This is a genomic window from Novosphingobium sp. (assembly GCF_965214355.1).
In the GTDB taxonomy this organism is placed as follows: Bacteria; Pseudomonadota; Alphaproteobacteria; order Sphingomonadales; family Sphingomonadaceae; genus Novosphingobium.
In genome coordinates this window covers 998,262-1,018,170 of record NZ_CBDCBI010000002.1, presented here as the reverse complement: position 1 = coordinate 1,018,170, position 19,909 = coordinate 998,262, and the positions used below count along the sequence as shown (strand labels likewise).

General features: G+C 64.3%; 17 protein-coding genes. 3 read left to right on the top strand and 14 right to left on the bottom strand.

What is annotated here, in order from left to right:
* Positions 1 to 105: 105 nt before the first annotated feature.
* The 6 genes from ACOOE2_RS05415 to ACOOE2_RS05390 form a co-directional block, all read right to left on the bottom strand.
* Positions 106 to 720, bottom strand: coding sequence for a response regulator transcription factor (locus tag ACOOE2_RS05415; RefSeq protein ID WP_420381997.1), 615 nt, complete (start codon positions 718 to 720; stop codon positions 106 to 108).
* A gap of 263 nt (positions 721 to 983) precedes the next feature.
* Complete coding sequence (locus ACOOE2_RS05410; protein ID WP_420381996.1) at positions 984 to 1,781, bottom strand: peptidase; 798 nt, start codon at positions 1,779 to 1,781, stop codon at positions 984 to 986.
* 118 nt (positions 1,782 to 1,899) lie between these two features.
* On the bottom strand, positions 1,900 to 2,742 hold the full coding sequence (locus tag ACOOE2_RS05405) for a transglutaminase family protein (RefSeq protein WP_420381995.1): 843 nt from the start codon (positions 2,740 to 2,742) through the stop codon (positions 1,900 to 1,902).
* A 15-nt stretch (positions 2,743 to 2,757) separates the two neighbouring features.
* Positions 2,758 to 3,705, bottom strand: coding sequence for an alpha-E domain-containing protein (locus ACOOE2_RS05400; RefSeq protein WP_420381994.1), 948 nt, complete (start codon positions 3,703 to 3,705; stop codon positions 2,758 to 2,760).
* A gap of 27 nt (positions 3,706 to 3,732) precedes the next feature.
* Positions 3,733 to 5,148: a circularly permuted type 2 ATP-grasp protein gene (locus ACOOE2_RS05395; RefSeq protein WP_420381993.1), complete on the bottom strand. Its 1,416-nt coding sequence runs from the start codon at positions 5,146 to 5,148 to the stop codon at positions 3,733 to 3,735.
* Between the two features lie 258 nt (positions 5,149 to 5,406).
* A complete protein-coding gene (locus tag ACOOE2_RS05390; protein ID WP_420381992.1) occupies positions 5,407 to 6,726 on the bottom strand; it encodes an MFS transporter in 1,320 nt (439 codons plus the stop codon).
* Between the two features lie 334 nt (positions 6,727 to 7,060).
* Here ACOOE2_RS05390 and ACOOE2_RS05385 point away from each other — a divergent pair, with 334 nt between their 5' ends.
* Positions 7,061 to 7,420, top strand: coding sequence for a hypothetical protein (locus ACOOE2_RS05385; protein WP_420381991.1), 360 nt, complete (start codon positions 7,061 to 7,063; stop codon positions 7,418 to 7,420).
* 109 nt (positions 7,421 to 7,529) lie between these two features.
* Here ACOOE2_RS05385 and ACOOE2_RS05380 read toward each other — a convergent pair whose 3' ends face one another.
* The 4 genes from ACOOE2_RS05380 to ACOOE2_RS05365 form a co-directional block, all read right to left on the bottom strand.
* Entirely contained in the window at positions 7,530 to 8,381 is an 852-nt protein-coding gene (locus ACOOE2_RS05380) for an esterase/lipase family protein (protein WP_420381990.1), read from the bottom strand.
* A gap of 135 nt (positions 8,382 to 8,516) precedes the next feature.
* Positions 8,517 to 11,768: an insulinase family protein gene (locus ACOOE2_RS05375; RefSeq protein WP_420381989.1), complete on the bottom strand. Its 3,252-nt coding sequence runs from the start codon at positions 11,766 to 11,768 to the stop codon at positions 8,517 to 8,519.
* Between the two features lie 50 nt (positions 11,769 to 11,818).
* On the bottom strand, positions 11,819 to 12,190 hold the full coding sequence (locus ACOOE2_RS05370) for a helix-turn-helix domain-containing protein (RefSeq protein ID WP_420381988.1): 372 nt from the start codon (positions 12,188 to 12,190) through the stop codon (positions 11,819 to 11,821).
* A gap of 22 nt (positions 12,191 to 12,212) precedes the next feature.
* Positions 12,213 to 12,515 carry a type II toxin-antitoxin system HigB family toxin gene (locus tag ACOOE2_RS05365; protein WP_420381987.1) on the bottom strand — a complete coding sequence of 101 codons (303 nt, stop codon included), beginning with the start codon at positions 12,513 to 12,515 and terminating at the stop codon, positions 12,213 to 12,215.
* A gap of 161 nt (positions 12,516 to 12,676) precedes the next feature.
* Between ACOOE2_RS05365 and uvrB the strand changes: the two genes are divergently transcribed.
* A complete protein-coding gene (uvrB, locus tag ACOOE2_RS05360) occupies positions 12,677 to 14,875 on the top strand; it encodes an excinuclease ABC subunit UvrB (protein WP_420381986.1) in 2,199 nt (732 codons plus the stop codon).
* Positions 14,876 to 14,918: 43 nt separating this feature from the next.
* Positions 14,919 to 15,440: a hypothetical protein gene (locus tag ACOOE2_RS05355; RefSeq protein WP_420381985.1), complete on the top strand. Its 522-nt coding sequence runs from the start codon at positions 14,919 to 14,921 to the stop codon at positions 15,438 to 15,440.
* Between the two features lie 55 nt (positions 15,441 to 15,495).
* Here the strand turns inward: ACOOE2_RS05355 and ACOOE2_RS05350 are convergent, their stop codons facing one another.
* The 4 genes from ACOOE2_RS05350 to tsaD form a co-directional block, all read right to left on the bottom strand.
* On the bottom strand, positions 15,496 to 15,975 hold the full coding sequence (locus tag ACOOE2_RS05350) for a hypothetical protein (RefSeq protein ID WP_420381984.1): 480 nt from the start codon (positions 15,973 to 15,975) through the stop codon (positions 15,496 to 15,498).
* Positions 15,976 to 15,985: 10 nt separating this feature from the next.
* Positions 15,986 to 17,494 (bottom strand): lipopolysaccharide biosynthesis protein, encoded by a 1,509-nt coding sequence (locus ACOOE2_RS05345; protein WP_420384565.1) that lies wholly within the window; start codon positions 17,492 to 17,494, stop codon positions 15,986 to 15,988.
* Positions 17,495 to 17,620: 126 nt separating this feature from the next.
* Positions 17,621 to 18,670, bottom strand: coding sequence for an NAD(P)H-dependent glycerol-3-phosphate dehydrogenase (locus ACOOE2_RS05340; protein ID WP_420381983.1), 1,050 nt, complete (start codon positions 18,668 to 18,670; stop codon positions 17,621 to 17,623).
* Entirely contained in the window at positions 18,667 to 19,716 is a 1,050-nt protein-coding gene (tsaD, locus tag ACOOE2_RS05335) for a tRNA (adenosine(37)-N6)-threonylcarbamoyltransferase complex transferase subunit TsaD (protein WP_420381982.1), read from the bottom strand. The genes ACOOE2_RS05340 and tsaD overlap by 4 nt, the downstream gene beginning before the upstream one ends.
* Positions 19,717 to 19,909: the final 193 nt, after the last annotated feature.

The window sequence follows — 19,909 nt, the reverse complement described above, 5'->3', positions numbered from 1 at the left end:
AGTCATTCAGGTCGAACAAATTTTCCCCGCCGCCAAGCGCAAAAACCCATCAGTGGCCACTGCAGCACCCAACAATCAGCTCGCCAAGCCAGCACTCAACACCCCTCACGCTGCATCCAACCCCGTTGCCTCGATCCGCAATCTTACCGCCTCGGCCGCATGCCGCGCGCCCAGCTTGCCCATCATCTTCATCCGGTGGATCTCTACTGTGCGCGGGCTGATATCCAGGTCCCGCGCAATCGCCTTGTTGCTGCACCCTTCGGCCAGCCGGTCCAGCACCTCGCGCTCGCGCAACGACAGCCGCGCGATCCGTTGCCGCGCCTCGGCCGCGCGCGCGCGTTGCGCGCGGTGCGTTTCCGCCTCGTTTGCGGCGCGCGCAATCGCTTCGTTCAATGGCGCGATCTGTTGCGGCACCGCCAGGTAATCGAGCGCGCCCGCCTTGATCGCGCTGACCACCGCAATTGTGTCCGGCGCTTCGGCGATCGCGATCACCGGCAGCCACTGGCCCGCGCGCATCATGGCCGCGATCAGCGCGGCCACGGCCGCGCCCGGCGGATCGTCATGCGCCAGCACCAGTCCGCCCGACGGCGCATGCGACAACAGCTCTTCGGTGCTGGCATAGATTTCGGCATGGTGGCCGGCGGCAAAGGCCAGGCGGGCGAGCTGCGCGCGGCGGGTTGAATCGCCATCGAGGATGTGCAAGGTGATGCGGTCAATCATGGTTTTCTTAAACCAGTCTTCCGCCCCCCAGCGCCAATGGGGTTAGTTTCATTACGAACCCAGCCCAGGGGCATGATCGCCCCTATACCGCACAATCCTTAGGGTATTTAACCTCCGATACGGATATGACTGCAAATCCAAGGCTTTTTGCGCGTCACCCTTTCGGCCTTACACACGATAATACACGGCATTCCGCCAACTTTTGCAAAATGCCTAAGGACAAGGACTTAACCAATATGGCTAAGTAGATATCCTGAGCAAAGTTACTTAACTTCGGAGCCGGTCGTAACCGCTTCGGCCGCCCCGCCGGTCGCCAGATCATACGCCGGCAACGACTGAAACGCGCGGCGCAACGCATCGCCCCACCCGCGCGAAATCGTGCGGAAATACGGATCATCGGCCACGATCCGGCGCTGATGGATCGGCTCCATCCGGTCGCGCGCCAGCACCATCAGATCAAACGGCAGCCCGACTGAAAGATTGGCCGCCAGCGTCGAATCGAACGACACCATCAACAGCTTCACCGCGTCTGCGAACGGCATTGCCCGGTCATACCCGCGCAACAGGATCGGTCGGCCATACTTGGTCTCGCCGATCTGGAAAAACGGCGAGTCAAAACTGGCCTCGATAAAATTGCCTTCGGGGTAAATCAGGAACAGCCGTGGCTCCATGCCCTTGATCTGCCCGGCCAGGATGATCGAGGCGGTAAACCGCGCACCTTCCGCCTGCGGCCCGTCACCTGGCTCGGGAAATTCGCCCGGCTGCTCGACCACCCGGCGCAACATCCGCCCCACTTCGGTGGCGACCTGGAACATCGTCTGCGCTTCCAGGATCGTCGGATGCCGGTCGTCGGGCACCTTGCCCCGCTCTTCCAGCTGGCTGATCACCGATTGCGTCGTCGCCAGATTGCCCGCGGTCATCATCACGATCGAGCGCTCATCGGGCACGTGCCAGCTGAACATCTTGCGAAATACGGAAATCTTGTCGACACCGGCATTGGTCCGCGTGTCGCTCATCAGCACGAGGCCGGCATCGAGCATCATGCCCACGCAATATGTCATAAAAGCTATCCCGGCCAAATCGTTAACGGGCTCATAGCGCCCCGGCGCGATTCGCAATACCAAAGAAAATCAGATAACCTACGGTTTCGAAGTCCCGCTCACCTTCACAACCAACAATTCAAACGCTTTCCAGTGCCTTGACGTTCAGCGCGATCGTCATCCGCTCCACATCACGCGCCCCGCCACCCAGCGCCACGGTATACGTCATCCCCTTTACCGGCGCGGCCTCGTCATAATCCCGCCCCGACGCCACGCGCACATAGCGATCATCGGGACAGATCGCATTGGCCACATCGAATCCGACCCAGCCCAGCCCTTCGACAAACCCTTCGGCCCAGCCGTGCCCCGCGTCCTGATCCTCGCATGCGTCGATCAGTAGATACCCGCTGACATAGCGCGCCGGAATACCCAGCCACCGCGCCGCTGCAATAAACACATGCGCCTGGTCCTGGCACACGCCGCGCGCCGCCGCCAGGGCGCCCTCCGCCGTCGTCGCCACATCGGTATGCCCCGGCTCATACGCCACCGCCTCTGCCACCCGGTCAGACAGCGCGTGCAACGTTGCCAGCCGGTCATTCCCGACCTTGCCCTCGGCCTTCAATCGCTCGCACAGCGCCCGCACCCCTGCGCCCGCCCTGGTCAGCGCAGTCGGCCGCTCGAAATGCCACATCGGCAGATACCCGGTCTGGCGTCCGAACACGCCGGCGCAATCGCGCGTCTCGATCACCCCGTGCGCGCGGATCGTTACCGCCGTCGCGCCCGGCGCGATCGCGATCAGCGTCACCCGGTCGGTATTTTCGTCGTCATAGCTTGCCTCGATCGTGCCTCCATCGCACGCGATATCCCACGTCTCCACCGTCTGCCCCGGCCCGTTCATCGGGCTCAGCCGCAGTCGCTGCAGCCCCTGCCGCACGGGGCCCGCAAAATGGTATGTGGTGACATGGTCGATCGCCAGCCGCATCGCGTTACGCCCCCATCATTCGACGAACCGGTAATCGCGCTGGATCTGTTGCGCGAGCCGGTGGTTGCAGGCGAGAAATTCGCCGATGAACTGGTGCAGCCCCTGGTCGAAGATCGTCTCGATATCCAGGCCCGCCAGCCGCTCGTCCTTGTCATGCAGGATCTGGTGCGCCTCGGTCTCAAACCCATAGGCATCGGCCAGATACGCCAGATGCCCGCGCAATTCGGCATAGCAAAATGCCAGGCTGCGCGGAAACCGCCGATCCAGGATCAGAAACGAGGCAATCCCGCGCGGATCCATCTGTCCGGCATTCAGCCAGCGATACGCCCGCTCGCCCGCAACCGAGCGCAACACGTTTTCCCACTGCACATTGTCGAGGCTCGTGCCCACTGCCGACAGGCTGGGCAACAGCACATAGTATTTTACATCCAGAATGCGCGCGGTGTTGTCCGCGCGTTCGATGAATGTCCCGATCCCGGCAAAGTCATAAATGTCGTTGCGCAGCATCGTGCCTTCCATCGCGCCGCGTACCAGCGTCGCCTGCCGCCGGATCGCATCGAGCACCACGCCAAGCCGCGTCTCGGTCACCGGCCGCGCCAGCACCTCGCGCAGGATCATCCAGCTTTCGTTGACCGCTTCCCACACTTCGCGCGTGATCCCGGTGCGCACCATGCGCGCATTGGTCCGCGCCAGCTCGATCATCGCCAGCACGCTTGCCGAATTGTCCCGGTCGCGCAGCAGGTAATTGAACACTTGATACCCGGTCACATCGTTGCCATGCCGCGCCTTGTACGCGCTCTGCATGCCCAGTGTGGTCAGTACGCTGCCCCATTCCTCGCTTGCGGCGCCGCTGTCGCGAGTCAGCGCCATGCGAAACCCCGCCTCGATCAGCCGCGCGGTATTTTCCGCCCGCTCGAGATAGCGGAACAGCCAGAATATGCCGTTGCCCGATCTGCCTAACATGCCGCGTTCACTTGTTCTCCGCTCTCGTCAATCATCAAGAACCCAACTGTCTTTTGTCCCGCCGCCCTGCGACGAATTGACCACCAGCGACCCTTTTTTCAAAGCCACCCGGGTCAGTCCGCCTGGCGTGATATCGATGCCATGCGGGCTGACCAGCACATACGGCCGCAGATCAACATGGCGCGGCGCCAGTCCCGCCTTGGTAAAGATCGGCACGGTCGACAGCGCCAGGGTCGGCTGGGCGATATAATTGTCCGGCCGCGCCAGCAATTTTGCCGAAAACGCCGCAATTTCCTTTTTCGAAGACGTCGGCCCGATCAGCATCCCGTACCCGCCCGACCCATGCACTTCCTTCACCACCAATTCGGCCAGGTGCTCCATCACGTACGCCAGCGCATCGGGCTCCGAACAGCGCCACGTCGGCACATTGGCCAGGATCGGTTTCTCGCCGGTATAAAACTCGACGATTTCGGGCATGAAGCTGTAGATCGCCTTGTCATCGGAAATCCCGGTGCCCGGCGCATTGGCGATCGTGATCCCGCCCGCGCGATACACATCCATGATTCCCGCCACGCCCAGCACACTGCCGGGATTGAACGACAAGGGATCGAGATAATCGTCATCGACCCGGCGATAGATCACATCGACCGGCTGCCACCCGCGCGTGGTGCGCATCGCCACGCGCCCGCCGATGACTTTCAGATCGCTGCCCTCGACCAGCTCGGCTCCCATCTGGTCGGCCAGGAACGCATGCTCGTAATACGCCGAATTGTGGATGCCAGGTGTCAGCACCGCAACGGTCGGCTTGTCGCCGGAAAACGCCGAACCGTTGAACGCAGGCGGCGCACACGCCGCCAGACTGCGCGCCAACCGCCGCGGATAATCCGAAACCTCGCGCACCCGCACGCGCGTAAACAGTTCGGGAAACATCGCCATCATCGTCTCGCGGTTCTCCAGCATGTAGGAGACCCCCGAGGGCGTGCGCGCATTATCTTCCAGCACCATGAAATCGTCTTCGCCGGTGCGCACCAGATCGACCCCGACGATATGCGTATACACCCCGCCCGGCGGCGTAAATCCGGCCATCTGCGACAGATACGCGGCGTTGCCGCGCAACAGCCGTTCGGGCACGCGCCCCGCACGCACGATTTCCTGCCGATGATACAGATCGTGCAGAAACGCATTCAACGCACGCACCCGCTGGTCGATCCCGCGCGACAATTTGCGCCATTGCTGGGCAGTGATGATGCGCGGCACCGAATCAAACGGGATCAGCCGCTCCTCGGCATCGGCCGCGCCATACACGTTGAACGTGATCCCGGTGCGCCGGAAAAAAGCCTCGGCCTCGATGCCCTTGCGCTTCAGCAGCCCGGGCGCCTGCGCATCGAGCCACTCGGTGTACCCCGCATAGGCCGGCCGCACCCGGCCGTCCGCATCCAGCATCTCGTCATAACCCGGTACTATGCCCGAAGATTGGGACTGGGACTGGGATTGCGACTGCGACTGGGATTGAGATTGCGACTGGGATTGTGACTGGGACTGGGATTGAGCAGTATTCTGGTTCATCGGCTCATCCCGCACATGGTCATCGAAGCATCCCCTTGCTTGCACAGGATTGCAAACCCGGCAAGCGGCCCCGTGTTCCTCCATCCCTTTCAGCACTGCCAAACGGCGGCAACGCCCTTTTTGGCAAATTCTGCGTCAAACCGCAGTCGGCATGGCGCTGCGCCGATAGCGCGCAATCGCCCCCACACACAGCAACGCCAGCACCTGCACCGCCGCCAGCCCCCACAGCCCCGCATGATAGCTGCCGGTACGGTCGCGCGCGATGCCCCATGCGATCGGCCCGAAAAACGCGCCCGCCTGGCTCATCGCATTGACCATCGCGGTCGCCACCGCCATGTCCCGGCTCCCGACCAGATCGGTGCACACCATCCACACCGACAGCGTGACCGACCCCCAGCACGCAACATAACACGCATAGGCAAACAGCCCGCTGACCACGCCGCCGCTCGTTGCAAACAGCACATACCCCAGCAAGACCAGCGCCGTACTGCCGACCATGAACGGCATGCGCGACCCGGCCCGGTCCGACGCCCACCCGGTGAACAGCATCCCCGCCGCCCCGGCCAACCCGCCGACGCTGACCAGATACCCCACCGATTTCACCGACCACCCGGTCACCGCCCCCAGGATCTGCGGCTCTGACAACGTGAACGTATAATACGCACACGTGGTGAGAAACCCGACCGCGCCCAGCAACATCACCGCCGGCAGCCGCAACGCGCGCAACACCCGCCGGTCATGCCCCGGCCCGTTCCGCGCGCCATCCGCCGCCAATTCCCCCGCCAGCCAGTCCTTCTCGGCCTGCGATAACCACGCCACCCGCGCCGGCTCCTCCGGCAACAACCACAGCACCAGCAGCCCGACGCCCACGGCGGGCAACCCCTCGACCAGAAACAGCCACTGCCACCCGCGCAAACCGCCTGCGCCATTGGCCTCCAGCAACCACACCGACACCACGCCCATGACGACGCGCGTCAACGGCCCCGAAATATAAAACCGGCTGATCGCCCGCCCCCGCGCCGCACGCGGAAACCACAGCGACAGATAGAAAATCACCCCCGGAAAAAACCCCGCCTCGGCCAGCCCCAGCAAAAACCGCAGCACATAAAACTGCCAGGCGGTGTGCACAAACATCATCGCCGCAGCAATCACGCCCCAGCTGACCATGATCCGCGCAATCCAGCGCCGCGCCCCCACCCGCTCCAGCAAAATGTTCGAAGGCACCTCGAACAGCGCATACGACAGGAAAAACACCCCCCCGCCAATGCCGTATACCGTCGCCGAAAACCCCAGATCGGCATTCATCGTCTTTGCGGCAAAACTGATATTCGACCGGTCCATGAACGCGATCATATAGGCCAGCCCCAGCAACGGAATAATCCGCCACGCCGCGCGGGCCATCACGTCTGCGCCATCAACCCGATCCGCCACCACCATCACAACCCCCACACGCATCGCCAAAGACTATGCCGCGATGCCGAACAAATTGCCAAGCCCCAACAAAATCCTCCCCGGCACGGGGAGGGGGACCGCCCGCAGGGTGGTGGAGGGGCGGCGCCTCATGATACAACCGTAGCGGCGACGCACGGCGAACGGCGTGTCCTGGTGAATTTCGGGATTTACGGTAACAGGTGCAAAAACCCCCAAACCACCACGCCCGCACCGTGCAAAATCGGAACAAACGCGTCCACGCGACGTTTGCAAATCCATCCAGACCGCCCGGAAAGTGAGTCGCATCTGCGCCCCCTCCTTTCTGGTTTTGTCCCACAGAATCGACAATGGAGCAGTTATGAAACCGAAAGCCATGACCGCATCGTTCCTTGCAGTCGCCGCAGCCATCATGACCGTGACGACCGCAACTGCGCAACAGGCGCCCGCAAGCGCGCCTTCGCCCGAGCAGGAGCGCGCAGCGCTGAACGGGGCAGAAGCGCAGGCCGCCGCAAGCCAGGTCGACCAGAACGAGGCCAACCAGCGCCATTACAATGCCGCCATGCACCGCTGGGAAAACAACGTCGCCGCATACCACGACGCAGCGGCTGCCCACCACGCGGATGTCGCGCAATACAGGCGTGACATGGCACTCTGGCACGCCGATGTCGCGGCCTGCGAAGCGGGCGACCACACCCGTTGCGCGCCGCCCGAACAATAAGGACCAAATAACCGGGATCGGGCGCCTGCAAGCGCAGCGCGCCTGATCCGCATCGAAATCAGATTACGATGCGGGCACGAAAACACGGGCATGGAAACCCACGGCTCGTTCAGCCGTTATCCTGATCCAGCGTCATGATCACGCTCGCCACAGCCCGCGCCACATCCGGATGCCCGGCAAACCCCAGATGCGTACACCGCAGGGCCACCGCCCGGTCGCGCTCGCCAGGCCGTCCGCACGAACTGCGCGGCGAAACGATCCCGTCGCGCGGGCTCCACAGCGCCACCGTCGGCACCGGTGGCTTAAGCCCGAAAAACTGGTCCCCCACCGGCGGCGCATCGACCGTATGCCCGGTAATCGCCTGGTACGCGCGCCACGCATTGTTCGCCCGCCGATCGCCCGAAAACGGCGAGCCCATCGTGATGACCATCGCCACCGCCTCGGGATGCCGATGCGCAATCTCACGCGCAAACAACCCGCCCAGGCTCCACCCGACCAGCACCAGCGGCGCACCTTCGCGCCGCGCCAACGTCACAACCCGCTCGCACAACCGGTCGAACCGATCCGCACTCGGCCCGAAGTTGAACCCCAGTCCCCAATCGGAAACGCGGTGCCCCGCGCCCTCCAGCGCATGACGCAACCCGTTCATGCGCGCGGGATGCGTGCCGAACCCCGGCAACAGCATCACCGGGCGCGACAAGGCCGGTGCCGGCAACGCCACCGGATCGCGCCGCTCGGCCCGCCCCGCACGCCACATCTCGTACGGCGTCTTCAATTCGCTGAGCAACCGCGGCCAGGCCGGCCCGCGCGCCTCGCTCGGGCGCGGCTGAAACGCCAGCCCGCCCCGCCGCGAAACCTCGCGCTGCCAATCGCGCAACACCTCGGCCACGCCCCGGTCGGGCAGCCGCGAAACGCGGGCATCACCGATTTTGGGCCCGAATTTAGACCCGAATCTAGACATCGAAAAGGAAAGGCGCGGGGTCATATCCATAAGTGCACCGTTTTGCCGTGTACTCCGGGTGAACGCCACATATTTCGGTTTGTTTCAAATTTGTGTCAAGAACGCGCAATTCACCGGAATTTTCCGACGTATGTGCTATTGGCCAGCCGCTTTGAAAATGATCCGGTACGGCGTCACCCCGGCAAAATACGCGCGCGCCAACCGTTGAATATCCTCGGGCTTCACCGCCGCCAGATCCGACAGCCGCGTCCGCATCACATCCATCAGCCGCGGATCCTCATCGGCACCGATCAGCCCGTATGCCCAATACGAAATCACATGCATTTTCTGGCGGCTGGTATCGAGCAACGGCTCACGCGCCCGCCCCAGCTCCTCGACCGAAACCGGCGTTTTCATCAGATCATCGGCAATCGCACCGATCGTTGCGAAAAACAGCCCGGATTGCCCCGGCTTCAATTCCACATTTGCCGCAATATACCCATACCCTGGCGATTGCTCGGACTGGTCGATCAGCACCGACGGCGAATAAGTCGCTCCGACTTTTTCGCGCAACCCGTCGGTCAGCCGCCCGCGCATCACTTCGGCCAGCACTTGCGCAGCCCGCGAATCCGGCGTGTGTCGAAAGAATCCGGGGGTCGGCCATGCCGCCACCACCACCGCATCATCCGCCGCACCGGTATCCGTCACCACGGTCGGGCTGGCCGGAGCCAGGGGATAAGTCTGCGCATGCGAAGTGACCCGCGCGGTCCGCCTGGGCAAGGCGCCGATCGTTGCCGCCGCGGCGGCAATCGCCCGCTCGACCGGCACATCGCCGACGATCACCATATTCAACGGTCCGGCCAGCGCCGGCCCCAGGATACGCGCCAGATCTTCAGGCTTTGCCGCATCGATATCCGCTGGCCGGGGCACCGCAGACCAACGCCGGTCACCACTGCTCAACATCGCAAACAGGTCGGACTGCATGGCAAGCGAAGCCGTTGCATGATCCTGCCCCAGCGTCGTGCGCGCCAGCGCCCGCGCCCGCTCGAATGCGGCAGGCCGATAGGCGGGGTCGCTCGCATAAGCGGTCAACAGCTGCAATTGCAGATCGAGATCCGCCCCCGACGTCTCCCCGCCCAGCACAAACCGGCTTTCCGACGCGCCCAGCGACAGCCCGATCCGCCGCCCGGGAAATTCCTCGCGCAGATCGGCATAATCGACTTTGCCCAATCCGCCCGCCACAAACGTCTGGCTGCCCCCGCTGATCTGCCAATACGAACGTTCCAGGCCATCGGGCAGCCCCGACAGGCCCAGCCCGAAATTCAGATTGACCAGAATCTGATCTTTGGGCTGCGACGTCGATTTCACCGTCACCGACGTGCCATTGGCAAAATGCACGATCGTCACGCCAAGGTCCGCAATGTCCCGGCGCGCGACAATCTGCCCCGGCGCGCCGAAATTCGCATAAGGCCACACGATTTTCGCAACAGCCGCGGGCGGGGTGACCGATTGTGCCTGCGCCCGCGCCACAGCCGCTGCCAGCCCGGCCTCGCCGCCAACGGGCGCCGTGCCGGCCGAGGCAAAGATCAGCGGCCCCGATCCGGAAAATATCCGCTTCGCCGCCGCATCGACATCGGCCAGGGTCAAAGTCGCCAGGATTTTGGTCATGTTGGCCGCGCCCTGTGCCGGCGACACAAACACGACCCCGGTGTCCGCCGCATGCTGGATCGCATTGGCCAGTTCGGCCGACCCGCGCGTTGCCGCGCTCTGCGTCCATTTGACCATGGCCGAGCGCGAATGCTGCTCCACCCGCTCCAGCTCGGCTGCGGTAATCCCGTATTGCACCAACCGCCGCTCCTCCACCAGCATGGCGACGACTGCTGCATCCATCTGCCCCAGCTTCGGCACGGCCGACAGCGACGTCACCATCGCGGAATGATACAGCGCCCCGCGTTGCGCGCTCGCACTGACAAACGGCGCACTCCCCTCTTCGCCCAGCCGCGCCAGACGCGCGCTCAGGATCGCTCCTGCATAATTGCTGGCCAGATTGCGCCTCTCGCGCGCCATCGTATCGGGGCTGGTGTCATAATCCGACACCCAGTCCGCCTCCACCGTAAATGGCGCATCCTGGGCAACATACAAATGCGTCGCAGGCCCGCGCACCACAACCTGCCCCTGCCCTGCCGCCGCGACGGCTGGCCCCTTGTCCGCCCAACCGCCGAACGCCACCGCGATCTCATGCTCGACCTGGTCGACGTTCACATTGCCGGCTACGACCAGAAACGTCTTCTCCGGCCGAAAATGCGCATCGTAATACGCGCGCAGCCCCGCCGCATCGGCATGCGTGACCGCATCGATCGTGCCGATCGTCACCCGCGTCGGCGCACGCTGCCCCGCGAGCAGAAACGCCTCGCGCGCCACTTCCCACCGCTGCCCCGGATCGTCGCGCAACCGCCGTTCCGACAGCACCACGCCCCGCTCCGAATCCAGCGCCGACTGCGCAATCGTCGCCTTGTCGATCGCCTGGCGCAGCAGAAAAAGCCCGGTCGCCACCGGCGTTGGCGTGGCCGCAGGAAAATCCAGCCCGAACAACACCGCCTCGGGCGTCGTAAACGCGGTGGTATCGGTCCCCAGCGTCAACCCGACCCGCTCCAGCGACTTGGCGAACTGCCCGTCGGGCACGTCGGCACTCCCGCGAAACATCATATGCTCGACCAGATGCGCATACCCCCGCTGCGCATCGGTCTCCTCCAGCGACCCCGCCGCCACGCTCAGCCGGATCGAAGTCGCATCAAACGTCAGCCCATTGCGCATGATCGCATACCGCAGGCCGTTGCCCAGCTGCCCATACCGCACCGCCGGATCCACCGGCGGCTTGGCATCCTGCGCCACATCGACCGGCGGCGTGGACGCGGGTGCAACCACCACCGCCGGAGGAATACGATACCGCTGCGCCGGCACCGCCGAAACATACGAAGGCCGCGCAAACCCAAGTCCCGCCACAGCCCGCGCAGGCGCCGGCGGATACCGCCCCCCTTGCGCCAATGTCCCGATCGCCAGCGAAATAGCCGGCGCTACAACCGGCAAAACCCACTTCACCGAACCCGAATATGTCGAAGCGAGCGCTTGCCCACCAGCGTCCCTTGGCGCCACAAACTTCGCCCGCACTTTCAACAGATCGCACGTCGCCAGATCCAGCAACGCCGCCCCGCTCGAGCGCGTGACGCTGCACAACACGGTTGCCCCCAATGGATTTACCGTCAGCGTATAAAACACCGCCCCGGTCTGCAGCGCCTTCAACGCCTGCGCCGGATAATCCGCAGCGGTAACCCAGGTCGCCGGCAGGATAGGCACAGGCTGGGCCTCGGAACCCGCAGCCAACGCCAAACCCATCAGCAACAAACCCATCCAGACTCTCCCGTGGCACCGTCTTATAATTGGACTAAAAAGATGGATCGCTATCCAGTTTTGGAAATAGCGTATTCCTGCACCAGAATTTTCTCGGGAACGTGCCATTTACTGGCGATCTTGCGAATCATCGGCAACGTCAGTGCCCGCTTGCGGCCAAGAATTTCCGTTGCCCTGGGCTGCCCGATCAGCGCCGCTAGCTCGGAACGCGAATAGCCGTTCATCGCCATCGCGGCCTCGATCGCGCTTACCGGATCAAGCGGCTCGATCGGCCACCGTTCGCTTTCATACTTTTCCACCAGCGTCACCAGCACATCAAGCCGGTCGCCCGCTTCGCTACCCTCTTGCGCGCCCCACAGCGTTTCGATCTCGCGCAACGCGGCTTCGTGCTGGGCCTCGTTCCTGATCAGGCGGATATGCATTCGAACACCTCCAAAATACTCTTCAGAACAGGCTGACCGTCAAAGCGTCGATCTTGTCGTATTCTGCGTGCGTGCCGACAAATTTGATAAACGCGATCGACCTCTTCCAGTCGAACGCCACGATCATGCGATAATCACCACCAGCGACCTCAAAACGAACGCGCTCGCCATTGAGCGACTTCGCCTTCGAAAATGTCGAAACGGCATCGTAAGGGCTGCCCCACGACGCCGCAGCCGTCACCTCGAACCAATGCTTTAACGAAGCCTCCGTTTCCGGGTGCCTTGTCCAGAACGCCACCAGCTTGTTTCTGGCAATAATCCGCATACTTGGTCCATATCATTTCCCATAACGGGAAACAACTGCAATTTTCCCGTCACGGGAAATGCCGCGCCATACTTTCCTGTCACCCCCAATTGCGGAACGGGACAGGAACGCCCATATTGGCGTCATCCCCTCCTTCCGCCCCCGGAACCCGCAGCACAACCATGTCCGAACTCGTCATCCGCAGAGGGCTCGCAGAGCCAGACACTTCGGGTACATTCGTCCCGCACAAGCCGCAGCGGCCGGTAAAATCCGAAGGCGGCCGCCCGTTCCGTGTGGTCTCGGACTATCAGCCCGCCGGTGACCAGCCCACCGCAATTGCCGATTTGGTAGCGGCCACGCGCGATGGCGATCGCACGCAGGTCCTGCTCGGCGTCACCGGCTCGGGCAAGACCTTCACGATGGCCAAAGTCATCGAGGAACTGCAGCGCCCCGCGCTGGTGCTGGCGCCCAACAAGATTCTCGCCGCGCAATTGTACGGCGAATTCAAAAGCTTCTTCCCCGACAACGCCGTCGAGTATTTCGTCTCGTACTACGACTATTACCAACCTGAAGCCTATGTCCCGCGCTCCGACACCTACATCGAAAAGGAAAGCTCGGTAAACGAGGCGATCGACCGCATGCGCCATTCGGCCACCCGGTCGCTGCTCGAGCGCGACGACGTGATCATCGTCGCCTCGGTCAGCTGCATCTACGGCATCGGCTCGGTCGAGACCTATTCGGCGATGATCTTCGACCTGAAAAAAGGCGATACCGGCGATATCCGCGAGATCATCCGCAAACTCGTCGCGCTGCAATACAAACGCAACGACCACGCCTTTGCGCGCGGCATGTTCCGCGTGCGCGGCGACAGCCTGGAAATCTTCCCCTCGCATTACGAAGACACCGCCTGGCGCGTCAGTTTCTTTGGCGACGAGATCGAGGAAATCGCCGAATTCGATCCGCTGACCGGCAAATCCGCCGCGCGGCTCGAAAAAGTGCGCGTCTACGCCAATTCGCACTATGTCACCCCCGGCCCGACGATGAAGCAGGCGGCCGACGCCATCCGCTTCGAACTCCAGCACCGGCTGGAAGAGCTCAATGCCGAAGGCAAATTGCTCGAAGCCCAGCGCCTCGAACAGCGCACCAATTTCGACCTCGAAATGATCGCCGCCACTGGTTCATGCGCCGGCATCGAAAACTACAGCCGCTTCCTCACCGGCCGCCTGCCCGGCGAACCGCCGCCGACCCTGTTCGAATACCTGCCTGAAAACGCGCTGCTGTTCCTCGACGAAAGCCACCAGACCGTCCCCCAGGTCAGCGCGATGGCGCGCGGCGATCACCGCCGCAAGATGACGCTCGCCGAATATGGCTTTCGCCTGCCCAGTTGTATCGACAACCGCCCGCTGCGCTTCAATGAATGGGACGCGATGCGCCCGCAGACCGTCGCGGTATCGGCAACGCCCGCCAATTGGGAAATGGAACAGGCCGGCGGCGTCTTTGCCGAACAGGTCATCCGCCCCACCGGCCTGATCGACCCGCCGGTGTTCATCCGCCCGGTCGAAGACCAGGTACAGGACTGCATCAACGAATGCCGCCAGACCGCGCAGGCCGGATACCGCACGCTGGTCACCACGCTGACCAAGCGCATGTCCGAGGACCTCACCGAATTCATGCACGAGGCGGGCCTGCGCGTCCGCTACATGCATTCCGATGTCGAAACGCTGGAACGCATCGAACTGATCCGCGATCTGCGCCGCGGCGTCTACGACGTGCTCGTCGGCATCAACCTGCTGCGCGAGGGGCTCGACATTCCCGAATGCGGCCTGGTGTGCATCCTCGATGCCGACAAGGAAGGGTTTTTGCGCAGCGAAACCAGCCTGATCCAGACGATAGGCCGCGCCGCGCGCAATGTCGATGGCCGCGTGATCCTCTATGCCGACCGCATGACCGGATCGATGGAACGCGCCATCGCCGAAACCGACCGCCGCCGCGAACGGCAGCACGCCTACAACATCGAACACAACATCACGCCCGAAACGATCCGGCGCGACATCGCCGACATCATCGGCGATGCCAACAGCCGCGACGGCGTCCTCGTCGAAATCGAGGATGAAGGCCGCAACAACCTCGTCGGCCATAATCTGCGCTCGTATATCGAGGATCTGGAAAAGCGCATGCGCGCCGCCGCCGCCGATCTGGAATTCGAGGAGGCCGGCCGCCTGCGCGACGAAATCCGCCGCATGGAAGCCAACGAACTGGGCCTGCCCGAAGCCGAACGACCTGAAGGGTCTCGGGCGCCGATCATCGGCCGCAGCAACGAAGGCAAACCGGGCACGCGCAAGACCCGGTATGGCAAGTCGCAGAAAAAATGGGGCAAATGACAAAGCATTGTGATGCGCCGCGTTCCATGATTATAGCCGCGCGGTGACTTGTATTCGTCAAACCGCCGCCCTCGCCGCCCTGATCCTGATCGCCGCTTGCGCAAAACCCGCGCCGCAGCAGCAGGCCGACAATGGCCCGGTCGACGCGCACCGCGTCGCACTGCCCCCCGCCGACCCGGCCCCTGCCAATGACGATGGCAAGGCAGTCTGGTCAAAAGACGGCGAAACCGCCCGCTTCGGCTTCCCCGGCGGCAGCGCGATGCTGACCCTGGCCTGCGAAAAAGGCCGCCTGGTGATAACGCGCCCGATCGTCGCCGAACTCGGCGCCGGCGCGCTGTTCGCGATCGAAGGCCCCCGCCGCATCGTACGCATCCCCGTCGATGCCACCCCACTCCAGGGCCAACGTGGCTTCGTCTGGCAAGGCACCATGGACGGCACCAACGAAGACACCGACGTCTTCGCCGGCCCGTTCACCGGTACCCTCCCCGGCGGCGGCCTGATCAAAGTCACCGCCGGCGAACCCGCCCGCGACATAGTCCACCGCTGCCACGCCAAGCAAACCTGAACCTTCCGCTTCATGGCCGCTTCAGGGCCGCTTCAGGGGAGGGGCTAGGAAAAACCTACAACTTCCCGAACTTCGCCTCATAGGCAGCCGTATCCGACCCAGCCAGCAGAACCGCCTGCTCGACCCAGGCATCGCGCTTCGGCCGCCCGGCAAACACACCCAGTTGCGCATCGATCGCCGCCAGATCCGCCTCGCTCCACCCGGCAATCTGCGCATAACTCGTCACGCCCAGATCCCCCAGGACCCGGCTCAGCTTGGGCCCCACGCCCTTGATCCGCGTCAGGTCATCGCCCCGCACCAGCAAAGGCGCATCCGCCACAATCGGCACGACGAACGCCGCCGCCGGCGGCGCATCGATCAACGCGGAATTGCGCTGCGCCGGCCCCGCGCCCTCCGATAAAACATCATGATAATCCCGCGCCGGCGCGCTCCGCCCCCGCCGCGACAGCAGCAGCCACACCAGCCCCAGCAGCACCAGCGCAATCCCGGCACACAGCCACGGATTGGCTTCAACCCACATCATCACTTCAGACATCGCCCAACCCTCAAACAGCCTTGCGGAACAACACCCGGTCTTCGGGCCCGAACCCGACCCGCCAGATTACCAGGCAATACACACCGATGATCGCGGGCAACCCGAACAGCAGTTCGGCCCATTCGGGCAGGAGCCGCGCAATCATCCCGACCGCGACCGCCGGCACCGCCGCCCACACCAGCGCCCAGCGCCAATTGCTGATCGGCTGGCCCACGATGCGCCCCAGCAACCGCGATTTCAACACCGAACAAATCCCCAGCGCCACGACCATTGCCAGCGCCGCCATCGCCGATTCACTGGTGTTCGCGCCCCACAGGTACCCTCCCACGATGAACGCAACCGTCAGCACGCCCTGCAACACGATCGTGCCCAGACTGATCCACAAGTTGCGCATCCGCGCCACGTAAATCAGCGCCGCCTCGCTGACCACCGCGGGCGCCGCCACGACTTCGGCCATCAGCAGGAAGTACAGCGCCATGGTCCCGCTGACGAATGTCGGCCCGCCCAGCCCCATCAGCCCGGCGCCAGGCATCGCCAGCGCCAGTGCGATCCCGGCCTGCGCCGCGGTGATCCAGAACCCCACCTGGCACACTTGCGCCGCGATCGCCGGCATGTTGTGCGACCGCACATTGCGCGTGATCACCGGGCCCAGCACCGGCTCGAAACTGGTTTTCAGCTTCTGCGGCAACGACGCGAACTGCTGCGCGAAATAATAAATCCCCAGCGGCGCGTCGCCGATGAAAAACCTCAGGATAAACACATCGATCTTGCGCGTGCCCCATTCGACCGCATCCGCGCCCGCCAGCGGCATGTTCCGTATCGCCAGCCGCAACAGCGGCAATGGCCGCGGCCGCCACCGGCGCGGCCAGCCATATGCCCGAACCAGCGCCACCAGAGCCACGCCGGTTGCCGCTCCGACAGACGCCAGATAGGCCAGCGCCAGCCCGCCCTGGGGATAGACAAAATACGCCAGCCCCGCCGTAATCGACAAAGTCCACGGCTCGACCACCGCGCGCGCACGCACGGTTGTTGCCACATCAAACCGGAACGCCAGCGCGGCCAGGGCAATATCGCCCACCGCCATCATCCACACCGACAGCACCAGCAGGCGCTCGCCCTGGCCGAAATTGCCGTTGGGATACATCGATCCGGGATACAGCCAGATCAGCACCGACATCGCCACGGCAAGCACCGTCGTCACCAGCAGTGCGTCGGCCACTGCATGCGTCGCTGCATCGGGATCCGGCACATAGGCGGCCTGCGCTGCGGCCTGCTGCCGCTCGGTCAGGTGGTCGGTTTCGGGCCAGGCCGTCTCGGCCAACCGCTGCGCCAGGCCGCGCTTCTGCCCCAAAGTCGCCAACTGCCCGGCAAATTCGACCATCACCAGCGCCGAGGCAAACCGCCCGAGTGCGCTGGCGCCATACAACCGGCTGGCAATGAACAGAAACGGCACGCGCGCGACGAGCCGGATCAGAAACCCGTAAAAATTGGTCCGCCCGCCTTTGGCCAGCGCGGCAATATCGCCGGTGCCATCGCCATTTTGCGCAGACGCAGCAACACCGGCCGCCGGAACCGCTCCGGACGGCACCACGCCACCACTGCCACTGGCAATCGCCTCAGCCAAATCCTGGCGTCCCCGCTTTCGTCACGTCATCTTGCCCATTCCAATCGCGCTGCGCACATCCTGTTCCGGCCGCAACGGCCGCGTCAGCAACGCGCTGGCCATGTCGGTGGCCGAAACCGCGCCCGATACCAGCGCCGCGACCGCATCGGCAATCGGCATCGCAATCGCGCGTGCGCGTGCCAGATCGGCTACCACCTGTGCGGTATGGGCCCCTTCCACGACCGTGCGCCGCCCGCGCAACACGTCCGACACCGCTGCGCCCTCGCCCAACGCACGACCAAACGCAAAATTGCGGCTCGCCAGCGAATTGCAGGTCAACACCAGATCGCCCAGGCCCGACAGGCCCGTCAATGTCTCCGCCTCTGCGCCGAAAGCCAGGCCAAAGCGAACCATTTCCGCAAATCCCCGGCTGATCAGCGCCGCCCGCGCATTCTGCCCCAGCCCTAGTCCCTCGACCACGCCGCAGGCCAGCGCCAGCACATTCTTGACCGCGCCGCCGATCTCCGCCCCGATCACATCGCGCGAAAAATACGGCCGAAACCATGGCTTCGCAAACACCGGTGCCAACCGTTGCCATTGCGCCCAGCCATCGTCAAAGGCCCCTCCGTCACACGCCAGCGTAACCGCCGTCGGCAATCCGGCGGCAACTTCATGCGCAAAAGTCGGCCCAGACAACACCGCGATCGTCGCGCGCGGCTTGGCCGCACGCGCAACGTCGGCCATCGTCCGCCCGCTGTCCGCCTCGATGCCTTTGGCACACACCACCAGATCGCCCGCAAAATCGGGCATCGCGTCCAATACGCCTGCCATCGCCTGCGCCGGTGTAACCACCAGCACCACGTCCAGCCCGGCCAGATCTCCGGCAATACCCGTCGCGCGTATTGTCGGATGCAGCGCGACGCCCGGCAAATACACCGAATTCGCCCGCGTCTCGTTGATCGCCCGCGCCAGGCCGGCATCGCGCGCCCACACCACGACCTCGCGCCCGTCGCTCGCCAGCATCTGCGCCAGTGCCGTGCCCCAGGCGCCCGCGCCGATCACGCCGATGGTGTCGCGATGGCCCGCGCTCACCCTTTCACCCCCGCACCGCGCACCGGCGCCGCATCGGCATCGAGCGGCCAGCGCGGCCGCGCCGCCACATCGAGCGGATCGACCAGCCCCAGCGCAAACCGCTCCGCGCCTGCCCACCCGATCATCGCCGCATTGTCGGTACACAGCGCCAGCGGCGGCGCAACCAGCCGCAACCCCGCATGATCGGCCTCCCCCTGCAACGCGCTACGCAACGCCAGGTTGGCTGCGACCCCGCCCGCAATCACCAGCGCATTCACGCGTCCTGCGGCCCGCAGCGCAATCCGCGTCCGATCGACGATACAATCGATCGCCGCCTGCTGAAACGACGCCGCCAGATCGGCCGCGCCATATTGCCCCGACTGATGCGCGCGCAACACCGCACTTTTCAGCCCGGCAAACGAAAAATGCGGCTCCCCGCTCCCGACCAGCGGCCGCGGCAGGCGCACACTGCGTGGATTTCCCTCTTGCGCCAACCGCTCCACCGCCGGCCCGCCCGGATAGCCCAGCCCCAATATCTTCGCCGTCTTGTCGAACGCCTCGCCCAGCGCATCGTCGATCGTCGTCGCCAGCCGGCGATACTGGCCCAGCCCGCGCACTTCCAGCACCTGGCAATGCCCGCCCGACACCAGCAGCAACAGATACGGGTATTCGAGCGTCGGATCGGCCAGCCGGGGCGACAGGGCATGGCCTTCGAGATGGTTGACCGCAATCAGCGGCTTGCCCGCCGCCATCGCCAGCGCCTTGCCCGTGACCAGCCCGACCATCACCCCGCCGATCAGTCCGGGCCCCGCCGTCGCGGCAATCGCATCGATCGCACCCAGCGCAATCCCCGCATCGCCCAGCGTCGCTGCGACCATCGGCGCCAGCATCTCGACATGCGCGCGCGCCGCAATCTCGGGCACAACCCCGCCGTACGGCCGATGCGCCGCGTCCTGCGAGGCAATCCGCTGCGCCACCACACGCGTCTCCAGCGTCGCGCCGCGATCATCGATCACCGCAACCGCCGTTTCGTCGCACGAGGATTCCAGCCCGAGGATCAAAGACACGTGAACCGAGGATCAAACAGAGGGAGACAAGACACGATTGCCATGGGGAGCTTTCCCTTAGCCGGAATCGGCTATACGACAAGCCACGCATGACAAACGAGCCGATAACAGACCCCCGGGCTATCCCTCGCGCCACACCTGTGCCGGCGCACCCTGTCCCCGCCGGCGACGTGCCAGCCAACACGGCAGACCG